Below are 24,633 nucleotides of genomic sequence, written 5' to 3'. Positions count from 1 at the left end.
TGCTACTCCTTTTTATCCTCCATGTCCGGCTTCAAGGCCGGATCCTCTGTATACGAATCAGACTCCCCGTTGCCCGAATCGTGCGGGGTTGCGGGGCGATCCTCCTGGATTTTTACGTTAGCGTCTTCCTGCACCTTATCGGTTCGGTTTGCGGACACCGGCTCGGAAGCCTTGGCAGCCGAAACCGGACTCTTTCCGGCTTGCTGGTCGGCTTCTGGCGCTTCCGAGACTGCCTTTGTCGAGACAATCGGGTCCAGGTACCGTTCGTTGGCTTTTCCCGTCACCCGCCGTACGATAATGAGAACAATGCCCCCGATCACGAGCAGGATCGACAAGAGCTGCGAAATCCGGATGTTGCCATAGGCTGGATCAAGATATCCGAGCTCGAAGCCCATCCATCTCATTGGAGCCCATAGCGTGTTGTTGATAAAGTCAGCCACGGGTTGTGCCCCTTGGAACGCCAAACTGTCGGTCCGCACAGCTTCAATAAAGAACCGTCCGATGGAATACCAGATGAAATAACCGATAAACAGCTCGCCTGCACGCAGAAAACGAAGTCTCCGTATAATCAGGACCAGGATGATGCCGACAACATTCCATAACGACTCATACAGGAAGGTCGGGTGATGGAACACACCCTGCACATTCATTTGATTGACGATGAAGTCCGGCAAATTCAGTGTATTGCGCAAAAAGGACTCCTCCACCGGGCCGCCATACGCTTCCTGGTTCACAAAATTTCCCCAGCGTCCGATAATTTGCCCGGCAAGCAAGGACGGCGCACAGATATCGGCGATCCGCCAGAACGAATAGCCTTTCCTGCGCACGTAGATGACAGCGCAAATAACGGCGCCGATCAGCGCACCGTAAATGGCGATCCCGCCATTCCATATTTTAAACACGTCAAGGAAGTTATCCTTGTAGTCTTCCCACTTGAAAGCCACATAATAAATACGTGCAGCAATGATTGCGGATGGAACGCCAAGCAACAGCAGATCCATGAAAAATTCCTGCGGAATACCGAACCGTTTCCCTTCCCGAATGGCCAAGAGCAGCCCGACCAGTGCGCCTAAGCCCAGAATCAGGCCATACCAATGAACACTCAGCGATCCAATGGAGAACGCCACCGGATCGATAAGCAACGTTTGCATCATAATTTAACCTCCCCTAGTCCTAATCCAAGTCATCCATATCTTCGTTAATCGTTGCTGTTAATTTGTTCGTAAACTGAAGCGCCGCATTGAGCCCCATTTGCTTCAATCGGTAATTCATTGCCGCAACTTCAATAATAACCGCAAGGTTACGCCCAGGACGAACCGGAATGGTTACCAGAGGAATGTCGGTATCGATTATGCGTGTTGTCTCTTCATCCAATCCCAAACGGTCATACTGCTTATCCTGCTGCCAGGCCTCCAAACGAACGACCAGCGTGATTCGTTTGTTGTTCCGGACGGCGCCGGCTCCGAACAATGTCATGACATTGATAATGCCGACTCCGCGGATTTCCAGCAGGTGACGGATTAACTCCGGCGCGGTGCCATGGAGCTGAAAATCGGAGGTTTGGCGAATCTCCACCGCGTCGTCCGCAATTAAGCGGTGTCCCCGTTTCACCAGTTCCAAGGCGGTCTCGCTCTTCCCGATCCCGCTTGAACCGGTGATAAGCATCCCTACGCCATACACATCGCATAATACGCCGTGGATCGTAGTCGTCGGAGCCAGTCGACGCTCTAGGAAGCTCGTAAATCGGCTTGTTAAAATGGTAGTGGCCATACTGCTCCGCAGCACCGGCAAGCCCTTCTCTTTGCTGACTTCAACTAACTCTTCCGGCACTTCCAGGGAACGGGTTACGACAATGCATGGTGTTTCATCCGTGCACAGGCTGCGCATACGCTCCTTTCGCTCCTCAGGCTTGAGCATGCCGAAAAATGCCAGCTCTGTCCGTCCCAAAAGCTGTACGCGCTCACGCGGATGGTATTCGAAATAACCGGCCATCTCTAGACCCGGGCGGTTAAGATCATCCGTTGTAATCTGACGTTTCAAGCCCTCCTCGCCCGAAATGACCTCCAGCTGGAATTGTTGGACCAGCTCGGACACTTTTACTTTCTTGGCCATGGTCTTACCCCTCTTCATCCAGTATGTAAACATCGTAACGAAGCCTGCCTTCATAGGCTGAAAGACCCGTTATCCATGATTTGTTTCATCGGTTGTCGCCGGTTTTACGGCGATGCCAAACTTCATCATGCCATCATGCGGCCGTTGTACGCACGCTGTCTCAATCCTATTCAAGCATTCGTGATGTAGGCCCTGCTTTGTGCTTATCTTATCGAAAAAAACCAAGGATTGCAATTCAGGTTATCGCTCATGCTGCTGATTTCATATCACGGTCACCCTCATCGAATACCTAAAAAAACCGCCCTTGAGGGGCGGTTTTTCAAGAGTTAGCCGTTTCTGCCTTGGGGATTAGTCCTCCACCAATACGTTCAATTCGGACTCTTTATCAAAGATATGAACTTTGTTCATGTCGATAGCCAATTTCACATTGTCGCCTTCACGCGTAGTGGAACGTCCATCAACGCGGCCGATTACGGTATCCGTACCAAGTCCGCTCAGGTACAAGAGCATCTCGTGACCGAGGTTCTCTGTTACGTCAACTTTAGCCGTGAAGATTGTGTTCGGGGAAGCTTCCAGGAATACTGGCTCCTCATGGATATCTTCTGGACGAACACCCATAATAACTTCCTTGCCGATCATCGATTTATTCTTCAGAAGCTGTGCCTTACCGCCTGGAACCTGTACATTCAGTCCATCGGCAGTAAAGTATACGCCGCCGTTCTGCTCGGACAGCTTACCGTTAATAAAGTTCATGGTTGGGGAACCGATGAAGCCTGCAACGAACAGGTTTCTTGGGTTGTTGTACAGCTGCTCCGGAGAGTCGGCTTGCTGAATGATACCATCCTGCATAACGACGATACGGTCACCCATCGTCATGGCCTCTGTCTGGTCGTGCGTTACGTAGATACAAGTGGTTTCAAGGCGCTTAACCAGCTTTGTGATTTCGGCACGCATCTGACCGCGGAGCTTCGCATCCAAGTTGGAAAGCGGTTCGTCCATCAGGAAGACTTGCGGATCGCGGACGATTGCACGGCCCAAGGCAACGCGCTGACGCTGACCACCGGAGAGAGCCTTCGGCTTACGGTCCAGCAAGTGCTCGATATCCAGAATTTTTGCTGCTTCACGTACACGCTTGTCGATTTCGTCTTTTTTCACTTTACGGAGTTTCAGGCCGAATGCCATGTTCTGATATACGTTCATATGCGGATACAACGCGTAGGACTGGAACACCATCGCGATGTCACGATCTTTAGGAGCTACATCGTTAACAACGCGGTCGCCAATGTAGAGTTTACCTTCGGAAATTTCCTCAAGACCTGCGATCATACGCAGCGTTGTGGACTTACCGCAACCGGACGGACCTACCAATACCAAGAATTCTTTATCTTTAATATCAAGATTCACGTCGATTACCGTTGCTTTATCCGCACCTGGATACTTTTTGTAAATATGCTCTAAGCGTACACCTGCCATGTGCATTTGCCCCCTCTTAGGAAAGTTATGAAATCGAATACAATTTATAATATTATATTACCTGATGGGCACCTGACTTGCTATACACAATCTGCACAAAAAACCTATTTCCTTTTCGTCACTTTATACAATAGCAGTGTTATTTTCACTAATACCGCATCGCTGAAGCTTCGAACGTCCAGCCCCGTTTCCTGCTTGATCTTATCCAGGCGGTACAGCAGCGTGTTTCGGTGGATATACAGATGCTTGGCCGTCTCACTGACGTTGCAGTCCAGCTCGAAGAAGGATTCCAGCGTCGATAACGTCTCGCTATCCTCGAACAGATCGGTATGACCGGCGGCATACTCTCGTAAAAATAAATTGCGCTGGTATTCGGGAATACTGTACACCAAACGTTCTAAATGAAGCCCGGTCGACAGGTGTATATGTTCCTTAACCTGAAACGTACGCCCGATGGTCATCGTTTCCCTCAGCATGTTCACCGCCTGCGGAAGGGCGTGTAAGGCATTTACGGCCGGTATGGCCGATATATGAAAGTCCCCGACCCATTCCGTAGAGATCAACTCGTATAGCCCCATACAGAATAAGGCCAGCGAGTCCTGCTCACCTTCAGCAGTAAGCTCTTCTTTATCATCCACAATGCCCACCAGCAGCTGCTGCTCTGCCAGAATGAGCCATTCCTTCTCATGCAGCGGTACAAGTACAATGTCTCCGTCAAAATAGCTCCGTAATAGTCGCTGCAGTGCCTTATAGCTCGGGGCAGGGGCATGCTCGCTTTCATTCAGGAGCAGAAACGGCACCATATCCGCCGACAGGCTTGAATGGATCGGCAGCTCTTCAGGCAGCTCGGCAACCTGCTCACCTGCTTCCAAGCGCTCCTTCAGCCAAGCGCCCAGCTGCTGTGCAGAACGCTCCTCCTCGGCTTTAGAACCGCTCTTGGCATTTAAAGATGAGGCTCCTCGCAGTGTGGAGAGCCATAGCTCAATGAGCCGGATTTCCGAAACGGTTAAATCCCCTCGGGCCGCAGCAATCACGATACCAGGTTTCTGCATTTGGATCGGGATCCAAATCTCACCGAGTGCTTCGTTGTCATAGGCACCGGCTGCCGTTAGCGTCATGGTCCGGGCTTGTCCGGGCTGAATTGGAGGAGTCTTATCCTTGGTTCGAGTCGACCGCTTGCCTTCCCCAGGTGATCCGTTTCCAACCGCGTCCGCTTGGGAAGCAGCCAGCGCCTTAGCGAGTTCTCCATATTCTTGTTCATTCAATGTTTTCAATCTTAGGGATATGCCCAGCGTCTGCTCCAGCTGCTGAACGATGTGCTCCATCTCCACCATTGATGTCCCCACCACTTTATCGTTTTTTCTTATTTTAGCACACGAACCGCCGGGAACGACAATTTCATGCCGGAAGCCTCCACAAATCACGGGAAAGCTTACCCTTCCCGTCCAAGCATCGCTAGCCTCATTTTCTAAACAAAATAGGAGAATATAACAAAAAAGCCGCCAACAATGTTGACGACTTTTGAGATGAGCCATGAAGGACTCGAACCTTCGACACCCTGATTAAAAGTCAGGTGCTCTACCAACTGAGCTAATGGCTCGTAATACTGATGGAGGATGATGGATTCGAACCACCGAACTCGTACGAGAACAGATTTACAGTCTGCTGCGTTTGGCCACTTCGCTAATCCTCCAAAATATAAAGGTGGCTCGGGACGGAATCGAACCGCCGACACGAGGATTTTCAGTCCTCTGCTCTACCGACTGAGCTACCGAGCCATATGTAATTGGCATAAAAATAAAATGCGGAGTGTAACACTTCCCACTTTAATCTGTGGAAACCGATTCACTTTTATGCTGGTAATTAAAATGGCGGAACTGACGGGATTCGAACCCGCGATCTCCTGCGTGACAGGCAGGCATGTTAGGCCTCTACACCACAGTTCCGCATTTTAGATGGTGCCGGCGAGAGGACTTGAACCCCCAACCTACTGATTACAAGTCAGTTGCTCTACCAATTGAGCTACACCGGCGCATATAAGGACGCACAAAATATTCATGGTGGAGGCTGAGGGGATCGAACCCCCGACCCTCTGCTTGTAAGGCAGATGCTCTCCCAGCTGAGCTAAGCCTCCGAATATGTATGGTAGCGGCGGAGGGGATCGAACCCCCGACCTCACGGGTATGAACCGTACGCTCTAGCCAGCTGAGCTACGCCGCCATAACAAATTGTTATGCATTCAAGTTATATCAATGGCGGAGAGAGAGGGATTCGAACCCTCGCACCGCTTACGCAGTCTAACCCCTTAGCAGAGGGTCCCCTTATAGCCACTTGGGTATCTCTCCATCATAACTTATTATGCAGTTTCAGAGATTGAACCCTGAAAACTAGATACGAAACGTCTTTGCGTTGTTTAGAATCCGTAGCATTGTCCCAAAGTACTCCTCCGATGCAAAGCGTAACGCTTCCGAAGTGAGTTTTCCTTTGGAAAACTTAGCATTTGCTTACGAAGTAGCTTTACTTCGTAAAGCTTGTAGGATAAGCCCTCGACCGATTAGTATTGGTCAGCTCCATGCATTACTGCACTTCCACCTCCAACCTATCTACCTCGTCGTCTTCAAGGGGTCTTACATACTGGGAAATCTCATCTTGAGGGGGGCTTCACGCTTAGATGCTTTCAGCGCTTATCCCGTCCGTACGTAGCTACCCAGCCATGCTCCTGGCGGAACAACTGGTGCACCAGCGGTACGTCCATCCCGGTCCTCTCGTACTAAGGACAGCTCCTCTCAAATTTCCTACGCCCACGACAGATAGGGACCGAACTGTCTCACGACGTTCTGAACCCAGCTCGCGTACCGCTTTAATGGGCGAACAGCCCAACCCTTGGGACCTACTTCAGCCCCAGGATGCGATGAGCCGACATCGAGGTGCCAAACCTCCCCGTCGATGTGGACTCTTGGGGGAGATAAGCCTGTTATCCCCAGGGTAGCTTTTATCCGTTGAGCGATGGCCCTTCCATGCGGTACCACCGGATCACTAAGCCCGACTTTCGTCCCTGCTCGACTTGTAGGTCTCGCAGTCAAGCTCCCTTATGCCTTTGCACTCTTCGAATGATTTCCAACCATTCTGAGGGAACCTTGGGGCGCCTCCGTTACTCTTTAGGAGGCGACCGCCCCAGTCAAACTGCCCGCCTGACACTGTCCCCGTACCGGATCACGGTACCAGGTTAGAACCTAGATACGATCAGGGTGGTATCCCAACGTCGCCTCCACACAAGCTGGCGCTCATGCTTCTTAGGCTCCCACCTATCCTGTACAGATCGTACCCAAATCCAATATCAAGCTGCAGTAAAGCTCCATGGGGTCTTTCCGTCTTGTCGCGGGTAACCTGCATCTTCACAGGTATTAAAATTTCACCGGATCTCTCGTTGAGACAGCGCCCAAGTCGTTACGCCATTCGTGCGGGTCAGAATTTACCTGACAAGGAATTTCGCTACCTTAGGACCGTTATAGTTACGGCCGCCGTTTACTGGGGCTTCGGTTCACAGCTTCGGGACTAATCCCTAACCGCTCCCCTTAACCTTCCAGCACCGGGCAGGCGTCAGCCCGTATACTTCGCCTTGCGGCTTCGCACAGACCTGTGTTTTTGCTAAACAGTCGCTTGGGCCTTTTCACTGCGGCCCCCTCGGGCTATTCACCCTACCGAGGCACCCCTTCTCCCGAAGTTACGGGGTCATTTTGCCGAGTTCCTTAACGAGAGTTCTTCCGCGCGCCTTAGAATTCTCTTCTCGCCTACCTGTGTCGGTTTGCGGTACGGGCACCTTCACCTGACTAGAGGCTTTTCTTGGCAGTGTGAGATCATGACCTTCGCTACTGTAATTTTCACTCCCCATCACAGCCCAGCCTTAACGATGTGCGGATTTGCCTACACATCAGCCTCACTGCTTGGACGGACATCCATCAGTCCGCGTCACTACCCTCCTGCGTCACCCCATCGTTCATAACGGTTTACGGTGGTACAGGAATTTCAACCTGTTGTCCTTCGACTACGCCTTTCGGCCTCGCCTTAGGTCCCGACTTACCCTGAGCGGACGAGCCTTCCTCAGGAAACCTTGGGCTTTCGGCGGATCAGATTCTCACTGATCTTTTCGTTACTCATACCGGCATTCTCACTTGTATGCTGTCCAGCGCTCCTTACGGTACACCTTCAACCTACATACAACGCTCCCCTACCCCTGAATCGACTTCACTCCGCCTTCGAAGTGTGTTTAACCCCTGAGAGCATTTGGTCATCCTTGATTTCATCTCAAGTCTGACAAAAATGTTCAACTCAGGCTCACTACCTCAAAGAAGCAGTGAAGTCGATTCAAGCCATAGCTTCGGTGGTGTGTTTAGCCCCGTTACATTTTCGGCGCAGAGTCACTCGACCAGTGAGCTATTACGCACTCTTTAAATGGTGGCTGCTTCTAAGCCAACATCCTGGTTGTCTGTGCAACTCCACATCCTTTCCCACTTAACACACACTTGGGGACCTTAGCTGATGGTCTGGGCTGTTTCCCTTTTGACAATGGATCTTAGCACTCACTGTCTGACTCCCGGATATAAGTCTATGGCATTCGGAGTTTGACTGAGCTTGGTAACCCTTGCGGGCCCCGCACCCAATCAGTGCTCTACCTCCACGACTCTAATTTCCGAGGCTAGCCCTAAAGCTATTTCGGGGAGAACCAGCTATCTCCGAGTTCGATTGGAATTTCTCCGCTACCCCCACCTCATCCCCGCACTTTTCAACGTACGTGGGTTCGGGCCTCCAGTGCGTGTTACCGCACCTTCACCCTGGACAGGGGTAGATCACACGGTTTCGGGTCTACGTCCACATACTAAAGCGCCCTATTCAGACTCGCTTTCGCTGCGGCTACGGCTTCTCGCCTTAACCTTGCATGGGAACGTAACTCGCCGGTTCATTCTACAAAAGGCACGCCATCACCCATCGATCGGGCTCTGACTTCTTGTAAGCACACGGTTTCAGGTTCTATTTCACTCCCCTTCCGGGGTGCTTTTCACCTTTCCCTCACGGTACTGCTTCACTATCGGTCGCTAGGGAGTATTTAGCCTTAGCAGATGGTCCTGCTGGATTCATACGGGGTTTCACGTGCCCCGCACTACTCGGGATCCGTCTCGGAGGGTTCACATTTTCGATTACAGGGCTTTTACCTTCTATGGCCGGCCTTTCCAGACCTGTTCGTCTAATCTAAACCTTTGTAACTCCATGTGAGACGTCCCACAACCCCAGAGAGCAAGCTCTCTGGTTTAGGCTGTTCCGCGTTCGCTCGCCGCTACTGACGGAATCACTCTTGTTTTCTCTTCCTCCAGGTACTTAGATGTTTCAGTTCCCTGGGTATGCCTCTAGCTGCCCTATGTATTCAGGCAGAAGTGACTGGCTATTACACCAGCCGGGTTTCCCCATTCGGACATCCCCGGATCGAAGCTTGCTTACAGCTCCCCGAGGCAGTATCGTTGTTCGCCACGTCCTTCATCGGCTCCTAGCGCCTAGGCATCCTCCGTGTGCTCTTAGTAGCTTAACCTCATGCTACTTTTATTGAAACTTGTTTTGACACAAGTTCAGCTAAAAGGATATTTCTAAAACGCAAATTCGTTTCGTTATCTAGTTTTCAAGGATCAAATTCATTCGGTCATTTAACGACCGGAAGATTATCTTACCACAACCTCCATCACAGTACAACCTGCAATTTATGGAAGCGTTAAGAATAAATATGGTGGAGCCAAGGGGGATCGAACCCCTGACCTCCTGCGTGCAAGGCAGGCGCTCTCCCAGCTGAGCTATAGCCCCATATTAGGAAGTATATAAAGTTGTTATGGTGGGCCCTAGTGGACTCGAACCACCGACCTCACCCTTATCAGGGGTGCGCTCTAACCAGCTGAGCTAAGGGCCCATATCATACGCTTGGCAACGTCCTACTCTCCCGGGACCCTTCGGTCCAAGTACCATCGGCGCTGGAAGGCTTAACGGTCGTGTTCGGTATGGGAACGCGTGGAACCCTTCCGCCATCATCACCAAACGTATGTATGAAAGGATTGACCTCTCAAAACTGACCAACGAGTGAGTTGGTTGACTTTACTTCGTAAAGTCTATTCCGGCAGCTTACGCTGACCGTATTTGTACCGCTTCGCTACGGAAGCGAGGTACTCCATAGAAAGGAGGTGATCCAGCCGCACCTTCCGATACGGCTACCTTGTTACGACTTCACCCCAATCATCTACCCCACCTTCGGCGGCTGGCTCCCGTAAGGGTTACCCCACCGACTTCGGGTGTTGTAAACTCTCGTGGTGTGACGGGCGGTGTGTACAAGACCCGGGAACGTATTCACCGCGGCATGCTGATCCGCGATTACTAGCAATTCCGACTTCATGCAGGCGAGTTGCAGCCTGCAATCCGAACTGAGACTGGCTTTTTAGGATTGGCTCCGCCTCGCGGCTTCGCTTCCCGTTGTACCAGCCATTGTAGTACGTGTGTAGCCCAAGTCATAAGGGGCATGATGATTTGACGTCATCCCCACCTTCCTCCGGTTTGTCACCGGCAGTCACCTTAGAGTGCCCACCCAAAGTGCTGGCAACTAAGATCAAGGGTTGCGCTCGTTGCGGGACTTAACCCAACATCTCACGACACGAGCTGACGACAACCATGCACCACCTGTCTCCTCTGTCCCGAAGGCCGCCTCTATCTCTAGAGGATTCAGAGGGATGTCAAGACTTGGTAAGGTTCTTCGCGTTGCTTCGAATTAAACCACATACTCCACTGCTTGTGCGGGTCCCCGTCAATTCCTTTGAGTTTCAGTCTTGCGACCGTACTCCCCAGGCGGAATGCTTAATGTGTTAACTTCGGCACCAAGGGTATCGAAACCCCTAACACCTAGCATTCATCGTTTACGGCGTGGACTACCAGGGTATCTAATCCTGTTCGCTCCCCACGCTTTCGCGCCTCAGCGTCAGTTACAGCCCAGAGAGTCGCCTTCGCCACTGGTGTTCCTCCACATATCTACGCATTTCACCGCTACACGTGGAATTCCACTCTCCTCTTCTGCACTCAAGTTCCCCAGTTTCCAGTGCGTCCCGAAGTTGAGCCTCGGGTTTAAACACCAGACTTAAAGAACCGCCTGCGCGCGCTTTACGCCCAATAATTCCGGACAACGCTTGCCCCCTACGTATTACCGCGGCTGCTGGCACGTAGTTAGCCGGGGCTTTCTTCTCAGGTACCGTCACTCTCATAGCAGTTACTCTATGAGACGTTCTTCCCTGGCAACAGAGCTTTACGATCCGAAAACCTTCATCACTCACGCGGCGTTGCTCCGTCAGGCTTTCGCCCATTGCGGAAGATTCCCTACTGCTGCCTCCCGTAGGAGTCTGGGCCGTGTCTCAGTCCCAGTGTGGCCGTTCACCCTCTCAGGTCGGCTACGCATCGTCGCCTTGGTGAGCCGTTACCTCACCAACTAGCTAATGCGCCGCAGGCCCATCCTCAAGTGACAGATTGCTCCGCCTTTCATAAATCCGCCATGCAGCGAATTTAATTATCCGGTATTAGCTACCGTTTCCGGTAGTTATCCCAGTCTTGAGGGCAGGTTGCCTACGTGTTACTCACCCGTCCGCCGCTAAGCATCAGGAGTGCAAGCACCCCATCAACTCCGCTCGACTTGCATGTATTAGGCACGCCGCCAGCGTTCGTCCTGAGCCAGGATCAAACTCTCCAATAAGGATCATCCGAGGATGATCGATTGAAAGAGCGATTAAGCTCATTTAGAAAAACTGACGAGAATTTGTTCAATCCTCATTTATGCTTCACCATCCGACAAACCGAAGCCTGTCCAATAATGCCGCAATGGATTTTACAAGTAAAATCCTCACTCACTCGTTGTTCAGTTTTCAAAGATCAATCAGTGCTTCTTATGGTCATCCGCATCTCAGCGGCGACTTTTATAATATATCATACTAGCTTGCTATTGGTCAAGACTTTTTTTGAATTATTTCATAACCAATCTTTGTCTTGCCATCCACCCTGCTAGCAACCCGAATCAAACGGGCGAACATTAATGTATCATAGATTCGAGCGTCGCGTCAACTACCCAAATATCGTTAATTTTAATCCGATCAGCAGAGCAACTCCCGGCAGCCCCAATATCATAACCGTACCAATGGTCATCGGATTCAGCGGTATATAGACTTCCGTAAAGATCCCTGAGAAATTCACGACGTAGATCCCTAGTGCAGACAAGGCCAGATGCGCACCGAATACCGTCATCCAACCAAAACCGAGCTTCCTCCGAAAGATGATATAAACGAGCAGCAGTAATGATATGCACAGCACAGCTAGAACGATCAGCTTCATCTAAGTCCAACTCCTTTCCTCTTAATTGATCCTCGGGTTGCGCCTACATTTACCCGTTCCCCCGCTGCTGTTCAAGCTTCTGCATAAATACAGAGTTAATATTCAACTGCTTGGCCTGTTTTAAATTCATCTGATACTTCCGTTCTGCCGCTTCCAGCATATAGATGGCGTAATCAATCTGATCCTGTCCTGTCGCCTCCTGGAACATCATATGTGCCCGCTCCCATTCCATCTGGGACTTGCGGACGTCCATAAACACATGCCACATCCGCTCCTGCTCCTCAGCCGTTATATATACTTCCTGTTCATCTTTCTTCGCTGGTCTCCACCATACTCTCATCTGGCTCACCCCTTCGTTATTGGTCACAGCTTGATCAGACCGTCTGTAACATTCATATAAAGGGGAGGACAAACTTAGAACATAAACCTGCGAGCACTTGAACAAGCCATCTTCGGTAACCAGCCTAATTACATAAAAAAAGCGAGCATCCGGTTTAAACCGGATACCCGCCTGTATTAAAATCGCAACAATCCAACGGGAGAGACCCCTTAGGGACCCCTCCCGTTAATTTGGCATGTGTAACTAACGCTCTGCAGCTTCCGCCTATTTAAGGCTAAATGGCACCATGACATTTTGGATGAACCTGCAGGCTGACAGCCATAATAATAATGTATGAGGTCAATTCAACTCGCGCCGTCCCTCAAGTGCCTTGGATAGCGTCACTTCATCCGCATACTCCAAGTCACCGCCGACAGGCAGCCCATGCGCGATCCGGGTTACTTTAATATCAAAAGGACGAACCAGTCGCGATATATACATCGCCGTGGCTTCCCCCTCGATATTCGGGTTCGTTGCCAGAATCAGCTCCTTCACCCTTTCATCGCTAAGCCGGGTGAGAAGTTCTTTCAAGCGGATTTCATCCGGCCCGATCCCCTCCATTGGCGATATCGCTCCATGCAGCACATGATAGTAACCGTCAAACTCCTTCGTGCGCTCCATAGCCACTAGATCCTTCGCATCCTGCACGACGCAAATCACGGATGCGTCCCTCGTCTTGTCCTGGCATACCCGGCACGGATCCGTATCCGTAATGTTGCAGCATACCGAGCAGTAATGCAAATTCCGCTTGACGCTCACCAGCGCTTTGGCAAAATCAATGACATCGTCTTCCTTCATATTCAAAACGTGAAAAGCCAGGCGGGCAGCCGTCTTCGGCCCCACACCCGGCAGTCGCGTAAAGGCGTCGATGAGCTTCGCGATCGGTTCGGGATAGTACAAATGTAACTACTCCTTCTAGGTTAGATTAGAACAAGCCCGGGATTTTCATGCCGCCTGTGAATTTGCCCATGTCTGCATTAGCCAGCTCTTCCGCTTTCGCAAGCGCATCGTTCACCGCGGTCAATACCAAGTCCTGAAGCATTTCCACATCATCAGGATCAACGGCCTCCGGCTTGATGTTAATGGACAGAATTTGCTTATGTCCGTTAGCCTCTACCGTAACAACGCCGCCGCCGGAAGTGCCTTCCACCTTTTTCGTGGCGAGTTCTTCCTGTGCCTTCAGCATTTGCTCCTGCATTTTCTTAACCTGCTTCATCATTTGGTTCATATTATTCATGAGTCATCTCTCCTTCATATAGGGTGCACGCGATTAAGCGTACTAGTCTTTTATGACAACGAGGTCTTCACCAAAAAGCTGGATCGCCTCATCAATCCAAGGTTTTTCTCCGTTCTCTCCGGCCTCTTCATGCTCCAGCTTCAGCTCTTCGGCCTGGGGCTTTCCTACGCCCTCCACCGCTTCACTCCAGTCCCGGAGCATCATCGTAACGAGCCTGTACGGCTTGCCGAGGCAAGACTCCAGCACACTCTCGATCACCTGCTTGTTGGCCGGCTTCTCGGTCGTTTCGCGGTGGATGTTGTTTTTAAACCCGACAAGCACATTGTCTTCCCATACGGAGACCGGCTCCCCATCCATCAGCCAAGCATGGACCGTAACCTTCGTTTCCTTAACATTCTGCAAAATCTGCGGCCACTGCCGCTGCACGGCAGTAAAGGCCTCACTGCTTCGGGAAGCGACATACTGATCCATATGCTGCGGTATTTTGGCGGTGGACGCTACCTTCGGCGCTGGCGTTCTTGCCGGCTTGGCAGCTTCACGTCCGGCACCAGCAGGCACTCCGTTCTGCATGACACGCTCCAGCTTCTTCTCCAGCGCGGCAACCTGCTGCTTCAGCTTGGCCACCTCGCCCGCGTCAGCAGCACTGCCGGCTTGCGCGGAGCTCTGAGCCGAAGCTCCTGCCGATTGAGCGATGCCCGATAACTTCAACAGAGCGACTTCAAACAGCGTCTGCGGCTGCGAAGCGTACTTCATCTCCCCCTGATAGCGGTTCAGCGTATCGATCATCTGAAACAGCTCTTCACGGCTAAAGGCGCCTGCCATCTCTTGAAACTCCGCCGGATTCAGCACACGATCCGTCAGCTTGTCGGCATCCGGAACCATCTTGATCATCAGCAGGTCGCGGAAATAGTACAGAAGGTTCTCCATGCACTTGTCAGCGCTCTTCCCTTCCTGCATGAACTGCTCCACGATCTGCAGCACGAGTCCCGCATCGCCCTGCTTCAGGGCTGCGGCCAATCGGCCGAACTGTTCGGAGGCGATGCCACCCGTCATGTCCAGCACCTGCTGATAGGATACCGTGCCGCCGGTAAAGGAAGCGATCTGGTCCAGGATGCTCAGCGCATCGCGCATCCCGCCGTCGGAAAGTCTGGCAATATACGAGAGCGCCTCGGGCTCAGCCGTAATCCCTTCTTCCGTACAGATCCGCTCCAGCCGACCCGTCTGCTCATCAAGCGAAACTCTCCGGAAATCAAACCGCTGACAACGCGAAATAATGGTGGCAGGAAGCCGATGCGGCTCCGTGGTGGCCAGTATAAACATCACATGTGCCGGCGGCTCCTCGAGCGTCTTCAAGAGCGCATTGAACGCTTCTGTTGTCAGCATGTGTACTTCGTCGATAATATAAACCTTGCGCCGCACCTCAGTTGGTGCATATTTGACCTTCTCCCGCAAATCCCGGATTTCTTCAACGCCGCGGTTGGAAGCCGCGTCGATCTCTTGGACATCCATGACAGCTCCTGCGGTTATTCGCCGGCAGGCTTCACATGTATTGCAGGGTTCCTCAGCCGGACCATGCTCACAGTTCACGGCTTTGGCCAAAATTTTAGCGGCACTGGTCTTACCTGTGCCCCGCGGACCGCTGAACAGGTAGGCATGGGACACCCGCTGCTCGCGAATAGCATTCTGCAGGGTTTGGATGATATGCTGCTGGCCCACCATGTCGCTGAACGACTGCGGCCGCCATGCACGATATAGCGCGATATGTTCCACTGTGCTTTACCCTCTTTCAACTTCCACTTCACGTTGTTTTTCGAACGGACGGATCCATCATCCGGACTAACCCGTATCGAAAACATACGCGCATCGTTGTTTGCTACTTCGATTCATCAGACCAACGCATCAACAGCCATCAGCTGACGGATATTATTATACTACATTCTATACTACTTTCCCCTGCCTTAGCAAAACGTTTAATTGGAAATCTTTATCCAAATTAATCGACATGGATCGACGCACAGAACATGTTCTAGAATTGCACGCCGTACCTGGAAAAATACCATTTCTTCCACTGGATATCCTTACAGAGCTTCATCGTCTATTCATCCACTAACCAAAAACACCCTTGCCTTAGGCAAGGGTGTTAGAGTAGATGCTATGTAATACCGTGCACCTGTTATTGATAATTGCGATCCGAGCGGCAATCCTGAACAGCAACTCGGGCTAGGCACTCCTCCGGCACAAGAGCGGGCTTGCTTATGGCTGCTTCCTTCCGGACCTGACCAGGTTCACAAGTGCTCATTGCGGAGGACCCAACCGTCAACATTGTGCGCAGGGACCAGCCTCACATCGACAATACCTCTAACAGGAATTCAACCTCGCTACAGCGGATTGCGAGTTACAGGGCACCGCTACCTCCCCATCTAGCACGGCGAACTTTAGTATAGCGCATGGGCACCAAAAATGCAACCGACGGAAGAAGTTGTTAACCCCCGCCCTGCCATAATAAAACAAAAACCCTTCGGCCAGTAAAGGCGAAGGGCTTGTTATTAGATACCGTATTTCTTTTTGAATCTATCAACACGACCGCCAGCATCCAGGAATTTCTGCTTACCTGTGAAGAACGGGTGACAGTTAGAGCAAATCTCGACACGAAGATCCGGCTTTACAGAACCTGTTTCGAACGTGTTACCGCATGCGCAGGTTACTGTAGTAACGTGATATTTCGGTTGAATCTCTTGTTTCATTATACCTTTCACCTCTTTCCGCCCTGAGCCTCATGCGGACCCAGAGTTATATGGACACATAAAATCAGTATATCACGGCATTTTTCATTGCGCAATAGCCCGCACACAAATACTCAGCCGAGCCCAAAACTGGATCCAGGACCTGATTTTAGGAGATCCTCGCAAACATGCTTGCTCAAGCATCGTTTTTAAGCAGCGTTTACGAATGGCTTACCATCCTTCATCTACGAACAAGATGGACAAATCTCTACCGACAGCTACATTAATTAGCTCATTAAAGGCTTTTTCTTAGGCCGCGCCTGACCGGCGGGCGGAACATGCGTGTAGGAACCGATCACAACATCAGGCAGCTCGGCCTGCATAATTTCAATGGCTTGCTTCATCCCAAGAATCTCTCCCCGTGCCGGAGGAATCAGCTCAAGATAGCTCTCCGGATCAATGTTCAGATTCCGAAGCTGAATGAGACGAAGTCCGGTACGGCGGGCAAACTCGATCATCGCTTCAAGCTCTTCCTCGCGATCCGTTACGCCAGGGAAGATCAAGTAGTTGATCGACGTATACACGCCTTGATCGGATGCGTAGCGCAAAGATTTTTCCACATTAGCCAATGTGTAGGCCCGCGGCTTGTAGTATGCGTTATAGTGATCATCCAGCGCACTGATCGTACTTACCCGCATAAGATCAAGTCCTGCATCGACAATGCCGCGGATAAAGTCGGTCAGACCCGCATTTGTATTGATATTGATATAACCCATGTCGGTCCGGGAACGAACCTCTCTCATTGCCTCGATAATGATCTTGGCCTGCGTGGAAGGCTCACCTTCACATCCTTGGCCGAAGCTGATAATTGAATCCGGCGTCTTGAGATGCTCCATCATAACCTGCACCAGCTCATCCACCCGTGGTCGGAAGTTCATCCGCGTCTGAGGCGCAACGAAGCCGCTGTCATCCGGTTGTTCCGATATGCAGCCAAAACAGCCCGCATTGCAGGAATAGGATACCGGCACAGCGCCCTCCCAGCGATTCAGGAAGGTGTTGGAGGCGGTAAGGCATTCATACCCGAGCGCACAATTCGAGAGATGCTCGTACAACCGGTTATCAGGATACTTCTCGGTCAGCCGCTTTACTCCAAGCTCAAGCTCATTCAGATCGCAATTAACCGGATTCCACTTCTCCGGATCATCGGACAGCCGGGCCGTTGTATAGAAGGCTCCGTCTTTCCACACGACGGCGGAATATCCGAAGAGCGGGAGCTTGTATTCCTTGTCGGTCTTTACATACCCAGGCAGGCACAGGCGGGTAAAGCCCTGCGGAAGCAGAGCACCTACCGCGGTATAGCCCTCCTCCAGCGGCAGCATCTCACCGCTCTCGGGATCCATTCCGATGGCGCGGGTGTTCGGCAGTCCGACCAGCGTTGCCCCTTCCGGCAATGGAATTAATTCATCCTCCAATATTTCAACGATCATATCTGCGCTGCGGGCTAACCCGAACAGCTCGGGATGATCATAGACGTTTCCTTGTTCATCTGCGTAAACCAAATACATGTTGATCTCCTATTCTCCGGCTTTCGTACTCGGGATTAGCTTTGAGGGGCAGCCGTCTGCGATGCACGGGACGGACGTCTGGCCGGATTGCCCGAGCTGCCCGATCCGCTGCTGTTCGCACTGACATCAAATGCTGCCAAAAATTCCGCGTTGTTTTTGCTGTCACGCATTTTTTTCAAGAAGCCCTCCACGAAATCGGCCGAATCGTTCATGTTCTTACGAATGGCCCAGATCGTATCCAGCTCCTCCTTGTTCAAGAGCACTTCTTCACGCCGTGTGCCCGAGCGGCGAATGTCGATTGCCGGGAAAATACGGCGCTCCGCAAATCGGCGGTCCAAATGAAGCTCCATGTTTCCTGTACCCTTAAATTCCTCGTAAATGATATCATCCATGCGCGAGCCGGTATCGACCAGCGCAGTTGCCAGAATCGTCAGGCTTCCGCCTTCCTCCACGTTCCGTGCCGAACCGAAGAAACGCTTCGGACGATGGAACGCCGCAGGATCAATACCACCGCTAAGCGTTCTGCCCGATGGCGGGATGACCAGGTTGTAGGCACGGGCAAGACGGGTGATGCTGTCAAGCAGGATCACGACATCCTTCTTATGTTCCACCAAGCGCAATGCACGCTCGAGCACCAGTTCAGCCACTTTAATATGGTTCTCCGGCAGCTCGTCGAACGTGGAAGCAACCACCTCTCCCTTGACTGAGCGCTGCATGTCCGTTACTTCCTCCGGACGTTCGTCGATAAGCAAAACAAACAGTTCGATATCTGGATAATTGGTTGAGATGCTGTTGGCAATTTCTTTTAAGAGGAGCGTTTTCCCTGCTTTGGGCGGTGCCACAATCAAACCGCGTTGTCCTAGACCTACCGGTGCGAGCAAATCCATGATTCGGGTGGACAACTGATTAGGGGATGTTTCGAGAACAAGCTTTTCTTGCGGGTATAGAGGAGTCAAGGCTGGAAAGTGCAGTCGTTCTGCCGCTACCGCAGGATTCTCGCCGTTGACGGCATTCACCTGAAGCAGACCGAAGTATCGTTCATTCTCTTTAGGCGCCCGGCATTTGCCTGAAACCAGATCACCGGTACGCAGATCGAATTTGCGGATCTGGGATGCCGAAATATAAATGTCTTCCGTGCTCGGCAAGTAATTGATCGGTCTGAGAAATCCGTAGCCCTCCGGCAAGATTTCAAGCACGCCCTCCATGAACATTAAACCGCTCTGTTCAGCCTGGGCCCGAAGAATGGCAAAAATCAGTTCCTTCTTCTTCAACTGCCCGTAGTACGGAATCTGGTATTTCTTGGCCAGCTTATATAGATCCGTTAGCTTCATGCCTTCCAAATCGGATATTTGTAAATCCATTTAATAACCACCTATTCAATTTTTTCGTGTCTTTTCACGTTCAAGCCTTCAATATGATTGTAAAAAAAGTCTATCATTCTATGAGTTACTTTACACTTTACTAGATAAGCATTACCCAAATTAGAGGGAGATATGCAGTAAAGACGGCATATTTCCCTCATCCTGGGTGAAAATTATTCTTCTTCGGTCTCGCGCCATACGTCGGCCCCGAGCATGCGGAGGTTCTCGACCAAATGGTCGTAGCCGCGGTCAATAAATTGTACGCCGCTGACCTCGGTTACGCCCTCCGGCACCGTAAGCCCGGCAATGACCAACGCCGCGCCGGCACGGAGGTCAGTCGCTTTGACCTTCGCTGCATTCAGCGGGCCTCCTTCGATAATCGCGGAGCGTCCCTCCACACGAATCTTGGCGCCCATCCGAATCAGTTCCGGCACATGCTTGAACCGGTTGCTATATACAAAATCACTAAGAACGCTGACTCCCTCGGCTTGCGTAAGCAGACTGGTCATCGGCGACTGCAGATCTGTTGCGAATCCGGGATAAATCAGGGCTTTAACATCCACGTGATTGTATCGGTCTTTGCCGATTACGCGGATGCTCTCATCCAGCTCCTCGATGCCGACGCCCATCTCGATCAGCTTCGCGGTTAACGCTTCCAGATGCTTCGGAATAACATTGTCGATGAGAACATCGCCGCGAGTGGCGGCAGCGGCAATCATGTAGGTGCCGGCTTGAATCCGATCCGGGATAATCGAGTGACGGCAGCCGTGCATTTCCGTAACGCCTTCAATCCGGATTGTCTCCGTTCCGGCGCCTTTAATGACGGCTCCCATTGAGTTTAGAAGGGTAGCAACATCTATGATTTCAGGCTCTTTGGCCGCATTTTCGATAATTGTGGAGCCTTTGGCTTTGGCAGCCGCCAGCATGATATTAATCGTCGCGCCGACACTGCTTACATCCAGGTAGATCTTAGCGCCCCGCAGCTCCTTGGCATGCAGATGAATGGAACCGTGCTCATTCGTCACGGTTGCGCCAAGCGCTTCAAACCCCTTGATGTGCTGGTCGATCGGGCGAGGTTCAAAATTACAGCCGCCCGGCAGGCCGATCACGGCTTCTTTAAATCTTCCAAGCATAGCACCCATCATATAATAGGAGGCGCGCAGTTTCTTCACGGGTCCGTTGGGCATCGGAATAGACTTGATATCAGAAGGGTCGATTCTCATCTGATTGCCTTCCCATGATACCTCTCCGCCGATATCTCTCAGCATTTCGGCGTACACCGCCACGTCGCTGAGCAGCGGCAAGTTATCGAGTATGACTTCTGAATCCGCCAGGATTGCGGCAGGAATTAACGCTATAGCACTGTTCTTGGCACCGCTGATGGTGACTGTGCCTCGCAGTGGGCGTCCACCGCTGATCATCAATTTTTCCATAAGCTTTCGGGTCCCCCTACATCACTTCGCAGCCGGAAATGGTTCTGATGGCAGTCGTTCGTAAGTAAATGAAAAGGAAAGTGCACCGCAAGAAAACCGGTGCCTTTCCAATTCAAGGTGCAGCATAAGACAGCCTAAACATATATCTTAGATGATTCCAAATCTCCTGTTATAGCCGCCAAGGGCAATAAGGGATTCGGAATAGGTATGGAATTTAAGCTTTATTGTTGGAGCCGAACTCGCGGATTTTGCCGACAACCGTTTCTTTGATCGCTTCACGGCCTGGCTTCAAGAACGTACGAGGATCGTAAGCTTCTGGTTTAGCGGCGAGCACTTCGCGAACCACTTTCGTGAACGAAATTTGGTTCTCGGTGTTGACGTTGATTTTGGAAGTACCGAGCGAGATCGCTTTTTTGATATCATGCGTCGGGATACCTGTTCCGCCATGAAGAACGAGCGGAAGCTTCACGGCATCGCGAATTTCCTCCATCTCTTTGAAACCGAGGTTTGGTTCGCCTTTGTATGGTCCGTGTACGGAGCCAAGCGCAGGTGCCAGCGTGTCGATGCCCGTCTCGTTCACGATGCGCACGCAGTCATCAAGCTTCGCGTACATAACATCGCCGATTACGTCATCTTCTTGGCCGCCTACCATGCCCACTTCTGCCTCAACGGATACTCCCTTGGCATGAGCATACTCGACAACTTGCTTCGTTGTTGCAATATTTGTGTCGATCGGGCTGTGGGAATCATCGATCATGACCGAAGTGAAGCCCGCGTCGATCGCTTCTTTACATTTCTCGACACTGGATCCATGGTCCAGATGAATCGCTACTGGAACCGTGATTTTCAGGTCTTCCATCAGACCTTTAACCATGTGCACAACGGTGCTGAAGCCGCCCATGTAACGTGCTGCGCCTTCAGAAACACCGAGAATAACCGGGGATTTCTCTTGCTCAGCCGCTTCCAGAATCGCGTAAGTCCACTCAAGGTTGTTGATGTTATACTGACCAACAGCATACTTGCCTTCGAGCGCTTTGTTCAGCATATCTGTCATTGATACTAATGGCATGGTTTCATCCTCCTAAAGATGCTTAGTTTGTCTATGGTTTATAGCCGACATAACATACGCATATATTATACCACATCGCGTCGTAAATACTAAACAAGCATTTCCCGAATCCCCTGCATCACATATTGGCAAAAAAAAGAACTCCGCCATTGAAGCAGAATTCATAGCTTAACCTATCTTGTTCGCCGCGCCTTTCAGCTGCATATTGACGGCCTGCCGCATCTCGTCGATATCAAAGGGCTTCGTAAAGTGCATCAGCGCGCCGAGATCCGTCGCTTCCTTAATCATATCCAGCTCGCCGTAGGCCGTCATCATGATGACCTTGATATCCGGATTCATCTGTTTAATATGCTTTAGAATCTCAAGCCCGTCCATCCCCGGAATTTTCATATCGAGCAGTACCAAATCCGGCGCATGCAGCTTCACGATCTCCAAAGCCGCCTTGCCGTTGGCGGCCTGGAACGTTTCATATCCCTCGCTGCTGAACACTTCCACTAGCAGAATCCGAATTCCGTTCTGGTCATCCACGATCAACACTTTGTGTTTGCTTGGTTCGTTCATTCTTCAAAGCCTCCCGATCCTTAAATGGCATTGATGATACGCAAATCTAAGAGCCCTTAACGCCCCATAAACCGACCATTATCTGTATTCGCCCGCTGTAGTCGAAATCCTTCCTTACTTTCGAAAAATTTCTGGAAAATAATGCCCTGCCAAAACACAGAAATACCCATTGCTGTTAAAAGGTATGATGCCTGCTCAGCATAAAAAATCCCCTTTAAGCAAACCGTCTCAAGGTCTGCTTAAAGGGGACTATTATGCGTTGGAATGGGCGCAGTCTGCTATAGCTCGCCGATTACACCTGATGCTGAATCGAAGCTTTCACGAATTCGCGGAACAGCGGCTGAGGGCGGTTCGGACGCGATGTGAATTCCGGATGGAATTGCACGGCAAGGAACCAAGGATGGCCCGGCATCTCCACGATTTCGACCAGACGTCCGTCCGGCGACGTCCCGGAAATGCGCAATCCTGCCTTTTCAATGTCCTCGCGGTATTGGTTGTTGAACTCATACCGGTGACGATGTCTCTCATACACCAGCTCGTCCTTGTAGCAGGCTTCCGCCAGCGAGCCCGGAGCCAGCTTGCACGGATACAAGCCGAGGCGCATCGTTCCGCCCAAGTCCTCGACATCCTTCTGCTCCGGCAGAAGATCGATGACCGGATATTCGGTGGCCGGATCGATTTCGGAGCTGTTCGCCCCCTGCAATCCCAAGACGGAACGGGCGTACTCGATTACCGATACCTGCATGCCAAGGCAGATGCCGAAGAACGGAATGTTGCGCTCACGGGCATACCGGATCGCGCTGATCTTGCCTTCGATACCCCGATCGCCGAATCCGCCCGGTACGAGGATGCCCCCGACTCCGTTCAAAGCTTCTTCCACGTTCTCGTCCGTAATCTCCTCGGCATTCACCCAGCGGATCTTCACTTCGGCATTGGCATCGAATCCGGCATGCGACAAAGATTCGACCACGCTGAGGTAAGCATCATGAAGCGCCACGTATTTACCCACGATGGCAATCTCAACCGTCTTCTCCAGCTTGGATACGCGCTCAACCAGAGCCTCCCATTCACTCATGTCAGGCGCCGGCGTAGTCAGCTTCAAGTGGTTGACGACAATCTCGTCAAGACCCTCGTCACGCAAGTTCAGCGGCACCTCGTACAGAGAGGACGCATCGCGGCATTCCACAACTGCGTTCGGATCGATGTCGCAGAAGAGCGCGATTTTGGCTTTCATCTCCGTCGAAAGCTCATGCTCCGTACGGCATACGATGACATTCGGCTGAATGCCGATGCTGCGGAGCTCTTTCACGCTATGCTGGGTCGGCTTCGTTTTCACTTCGCCGGCAGCTTTAATAAATGGAATGAGGGTTACATGGATATACATCACGTTCTCGCGGCCGACATCACTCTTGATCTGACGGATCGCTTCTAGGAACGGAAGGCTCTCGATATCGCCGACCGTACCGCCGATTTCGGTAATGACCACATCCGAGCCGGCTTCACGTCCTGCACGGAATACGCGCTCCTTGATTTCATTCGTAATATGCGGAATGACCTGTACCGTACCGCCCAAATATTCGCCGCGGCGCTCCTTGCTGATTACCGAGGAATATACTTTCCCTGTCGTAACATTGCTGTTCTTCGACAGATTGATATCGATGAATCGCTCATAGTGCCCGAGGTCCAGGTCGGTTTCCGCACCGTCGTCCGTTACGAATACTTCGCCATGCTGATAGGGACTCATCGTGCCCGGATCTATATTAATGTACGGATCGAACTTCTGAATCGTTACCTTGAGTCCTCTGTTCTTCAGCAATCGGCCGAGCGAAGCGGCGGTAATTCCCTTCCCGAGAGATGATACAACCCCGCCTGTTACAAAAATATACTTTGTCACTGTTAAAAACCCTCCTATATAATCTCCATAACTTCAGGCGACATATGATGTTTATCCTAACCCGTTTTCCCCAGATTCATCAGAGGGGACCAACAAAAAGCACGGCCCGCTTCCCTAAGGGTGAGCGAGCTGACCTCCGACCTATTACAAACCGTCCCCGCCTCTTCGCGTGGGCAATCCATCCAGGCGGCCCACGATAAGCGCACAGATCTTCCGATCATGCGTATTCGGGCAGGAACAGGTTCTGATACCTTCATCCTTGTCTTCTGCAAAGACTACATCCAGATCGATCATGAGGTCTTGTAGAAGACATCCCTATGAGCAAGGATGCGTCCTCCTTCCGAAGACACCCCTACACCTGCTCATAAAAACAAAAAAAGTGACCCCGAGTAGTAACGGGGCACTTTTATATTAAACATATTTTAATCC

The 24,633-nt window shown here is 51.4% G+C and carries 16 protein-coding genes, 10 tRNA genes, 3 rRNA genes and 1 other RNA gene; all 30 read right to left on the bottom strand.

The window, feature by feature from the left end; translation table 11 throughout:
* Positions 1–2 precede the first annotated feature (2 nt).
* The 30 genes from lgt to NST08_RS00675 all read right to left on the bottom strand — a co-directional run bounded on the left by lgt (position 3) and on the right by NST08_RS00675 (position 24,204).
* Positions 3–1,151 carry a prolipoprotein diacylglyceryl transferase gene (gene lgt, locus NST08_RS00820; protein ID WP_028406114.1) on the bottom strand — a complete coding sequence of 383 codons (1,149 nt, stop codon included), beginning with the start codon at positions 1,149–1,151 and terminating at the stop codon, positions 3–5.
* 22 nt (positions 1,152–1,173) lie between these two features.
* Positions 1,174–2,112 carry an HPr(Ser) kinase/phosphatase gene (gene hprK, locus NST08_RS00815; protein ID WP_007132961.1) on the bottom strand — a complete coding sequence of 313 codons (939 nt, stop codon included), beginning with the start codon at positions 2,110–2,112 and terminating at the stop codon, positions 1,174–1,176.
* Between the two features lie 348 nt (positions 2,113–2,460).
* Positions 2,461–3,585: an ABC transporter ATP-binding protein gene (locus NST08_RS00810; RefSeq protein ID WP_007132960.1), complete on the bottom strand. Its 1,125-nt coding sequence runs from the start codon at positions 3,583–3,585 to the stop codon at positions 2,461–2,463.
* Positions 3,586–3,689: 104 nt separating this feature from the next.
* Positions 3,690–4,919: a PucR family transcriptional regulator gene (locus tag NST08_RS00805; protein WP_341341345.1), complete on the bottom strand. Its 1,230-nt coding sequence runs from the start codon at positions 4,917–4,919 to the stop codon at positions 3,690–3,692.
* 193 nt (positions 4,920–5,112) lie between these two features.
* Positions 5,113–5,185: transfer RNA gene (locus NST08_RS00800), tRNA-Lys, on the bottom strand.
* A 10-nt stretch (positions 5,186–5,195) separates the two neighbouring features.
* Positions 5,196–5,278, bottom strand: a tRNA-Tyr gene (locus NST08_RS00795).
* A gap of 12 nt (positions 5,279–5,290) precedes the next feature.
* A tRNA-Phe gene (locus tag NST08_RS00790) sits at positions 5,291–5,363 on the bottom strand.
* A 91-nt stretch (positions 5,364–5,454) separates the two neighbouring features.
* A tRNA-Asp gene (locus NST08_RS00785) sits at positions 5,455–5,531 on the bottom strand.
* A 10-nt stretch (positions 5,532–5,541) separates the two neighbouring features.
* Positions 5,542–5,617, bottom strand: a tRNA-Thr gene (locus NST08_RS00780).
* 26 nt (positions 5,618–5,643) lie between these two features.
* A tRNA-Val gene (locus NST08_RS00775) sits at positions 5,644–5,719 on the bottom strand.
* 9 nt (positions 5,720–5,728) lie between these two features.
* Positions 5,729–5,805 (bottom strand) — tRNA-Met (locus tag NST08_RS00770).
* Positions 5,806–5,838: 33 nt separating this feature from the next.
* A tRNA-Ser gene (locus NST08_RS00765) sits at positions 5,839–5,930 on the bottom strand.
* 189 nt (positions 5,931–6,119) lie between these two features.
* A 23S ribosomal RNA gene (locus NST08_RS00760) occupies positions 6,120–9,166 on the bottom strand.
* Between the two features lie 190 nt (positions 9,167–9,356).
* Positions 9,357–9,432 (bottom strand) — tRNA-Ala (locus NST08_RS00755).
* 26 nt (positions 9,433–9,458) lie between these two features.
* Positions 9,459–9,535: transfer RNA gene (locus NST08_RS00750), tRNA-Ile, on the bottom strand.
* Positions 9,536–9,544: 9 nt separating this feature from the next.
* Positions 9,545–9,661: ribosomal RNA gene (gene rrf / locus NST08_RS00745) — 5S ribosomal RNA — on the bottom strand.
* Positions 9,662–9,796: 135 nt separating this feature from the next.
* Positions 9,797–11,350: ribosomal RNA gene (locus tag NST08_RS00740) — 16S ribosomal RNA — on the bottom strand.
* Together the 16S, 23S and 5S rRNA genes with 10 tRNA genes alongside form the textbook arrangement of a ribosomal RNA operon.
* Before the next feature lie 365 nt (positions 11,351–11,715).
* Complete coding sequence (locus tag NST08_RS00735) at positions 11,716–11,982, bottom strand: pro-sigmaK processing inhibitor BofA family protein (protein ID WP_007133123.1); 267 nt, start codon at positions 11,980–11,982, stop codon at positions 11,716–11,718.
* Positions 11,983–12,031: 49 nt separating this feature from the next.
* Positions 12,032–12,322, bottom strand: a complete 291-nt coding sequence (locus NST08_RS00730) for a DUF2508 family protein (RefSeq protein ID WP_028407137.1) — start codon at positions 12,320–12,322, stop codon at positions 12,032–12,034.
* A 339-nt stretch (positions 12,323–12,661) separates the two neighbouring features.
* The gene (gene recR, locus NST08_RS00725) at positions 12,662–13,261 is read right to left on the bottom strand and encodes a recombination mediator RecR (protein ID WP_007133125.1); all 600 of its coding nucleotides are present in this window, start codon (positions 13,259–13,261) and stop codon (positions 12,662–12,664) included.
* A 25-nt stretch (positions 13,262–13,286) separates the two neighbouring features.
* Entirely contained in the window at positions 13,287–13,598 is a 312-nt protein-coding gene (locus NST08_RS00720; RefSeq protein WP_007133126.1) for a YbaB/EbfC family nucleoid-associated protein, read from the bottom strand.
* A gap of 42 nt (positions 13,599–13,640) precedes the next feature.
* Positions 13,641–15,368: a DNA polymerase III subunit gamma/tau gene (dnaX, locus tag NST08_RS00715; RefSeq protein WP_007133127.1), complete on the bottom strand. Its 1,728-nt coding sequence runs from the start codon at positions 15,366–15,368 to the stop codon at positions 13,641–13,643.
* Between the two features lie 392 nt (positions 15,369–15,760).
* Positions 15,761–16,027: signal recognition particle sRNA large type (gene ffs / locus NST08_RS00710), an RNA gene on the bottom strand.
* Positions 16,028–16,144: 117 nt separating this feature from the next.
* The gene (gene rpmE, locus NST08_RS00705) at positions 16,145–16,342 is read right to left on the bottom strand and encodes a 50S ribosomal protein L31 (RefSeq protein ID WP_028406562.1); all 198 of its coding nucleotides are present in this window, start codon (positions 16,340–16,342) and stop codon (positions 16,145–16,147) included.
* Positions 16,343–16,608: 266 nt separating this feature from the next.
* Positions 16,609–17,886: a radical SAM protein gene (locus NST08_RS00700; RefSeq protein WP_007133128.1), complete on the bottom strand. Its 1,278-nt coding sequence runs from the start codon at positions 17,884–17,886 to the stop codon at positions 16,609–16,611.
* Between the two features lie 35 nt (positions 17,887–17,921).
* The gene (gene rho, locus NST08_RS00695) at positions 17,922–19,247 is read right to left on the bottom strand and encodes a transcription termination factor Rho (protein WP_007133129.1); all 1,326 of its coding nucleotides are present in this window, start codon (positions 19,245–19,247) and stop codon (positions 17,922–17,924) included.
* A gap of 173 nt (positions 19,248–19,420) precedes the next feature.
* The gene (locus NST08_RS00690) at positions 19,421–20,680 is read right to left on the bottom strand and encodes a UDP-N-acetylglucosamine 1-carboxyvinyltransferase (RefSeq protein ID WP_007133130.1); all 1,260 of its coding nucleotides are present in this window, start codon (positions 20,678–20,680) and stop codon (positions 19,421–19,423) included.
* A 214-nt stretch (positions 20,681–20,894) separates the two neighbouring features.
* Positions 20,895–21,749, bottom strand: coding sequence for a class II fructose-1,6-bisphosphate aldolase (gene fba / locus NST08_RS00685; protein ID WP_007133131.1), 855 nt, complete (start codon positions 21,747–21,749; stop codon positions 20,895–20,897).
* A gap of 168 nt (positions 21,750–21,917) precedes the next feature.
* Positions 21,918–22,310 carry a response regulator gene (locus NST08_RS00680; RefSeq protein WP_007133132.1) on the bottom strand — a complete coding sequence of 131 codons (393 nt, stop codon included), beginning with the start codon at positions 22,308–22,310 and terminating at the stop codon, positions 21,918–21,920.
* Positions 22,311–22,602: 292 nt separating this feature from the next.
* A complete protein-coding gene (locus tag NST08_RS00675) occupies positions 22,603–24,204 on the bottom strand; it encodes a CTP synthase (RefSeq protein ID WP_007133133.1) in 1,602 nt (533 codons plus the stop codon).
* Positions 24,205–24,633 lie beyond the last annotated feature (429 nt).

The organism is Paenibacillus sp. FSL K6-1566 (assembly GCF_038050475.1).
GTDB classification, from domain to species: Bacteria; Bacillota; Bacilli; order Paenibacillales; family Paenibacillaceae; genus Paenibacillus_AQ; species Paenibacillus_AQ lactis.
Note: the sequence above shows the minus strand (reverse complement) of the source record. Positions and strands in the feature narration are given on the sequence as shown.

Excerpts from the sequence above, each read along its gene's own strand:
- NST08_RS00805 (WP_341341345.1), bottom strand. The coding sequence starts at position 4,919 with ATGGTGGAGATGGAGCACATCGTTCAGCAGCTGGAGCAGACGCTGGGC.
- rpmE (WP_028406562.1), bottom strand. The coding sequence starts at position 16,342 with ATGAAACAAGAGATTCAACCGAAATATCACGTTACTACAGTAACCTGC.
- NST08_RS00810 (WP_007132960.1), bottom strand. The coding sequence starts at position 3,585 with ATGGCAGGTGTACGCTTAGAGCATATTTACAAAAAGTATCCAGGTGCG.
- NST08_RS00680 (WP_007133132.1), bottom strand. The coding sequence starts at position 22,310 with ATGAACGAACCAAGCAAACACAAAGTGTTGATCGTGGATGACCAGAAC.
- NST08_RS00735 (WP_007133123.1), bottom strand. The coding sequence starts at position 11,982 with ATGAAGCTGATCGTTCTAGCTGTGCTGTGCATATCATTACTGCTGCTC.
- NST08_RS00690 (WP_007133130.1), bottom strand. The coding sequence starts at position 20,680 with ATGGAAAAATTGATGATCAGCGGTGGACGCCCACTGCGAGGCACAGTC.
- NST08_RS00730 (WP_028407137.1), bottom strand. The coding sequence starts at position 12,322 with ATGAGAGTATGGTGGAGACCAGCGAAGAAAGATGAACAGGAAGTATAT.
- NST08_RS00700 (WP_007133128.1), bottom strand. The coding sequence starts at position 17,886 with ATGTATTTGGTTTACGCAGATGAACAAGGAAACGTCTATGATCATCCC.
- NST08_RS00720 (WP_007133126.1), bottom strand. The coding sequence starts at position 13,598 with ATGAATAATATGAACCAAATGATGAAGCAGGTTAAGAAAATGCAGGAG.
- hprK (WP_007132961.1), bottom strand. The coding sequence starts at position 2,112 with ATGGCCAAGAAAGTAAAAGTGTCCGAGCTGGTCCAACAATTCCAGCTG.
- lgt (WP_028406114.1), bottom strand. The coding sequence starts at position 1,151 with ATGCAAACGTTGCTTATCGATCCGGTGGCGTTCTCCATTGGATCGCTG.
- rho (WP_007133129.1), bottom strand. The coding sequence starts at position 19,247 with ATGGATTTACAAATATCCGATTTGGAAGGCATGAAGCTAACGGATCTA.
- fba (WP_007133131.1), bottom strand. The coding sequence starts at position 21,749 with ATGCCATTAGTATCAATGACAGATATGCTGAACAAAGCGCTCGAAGGC.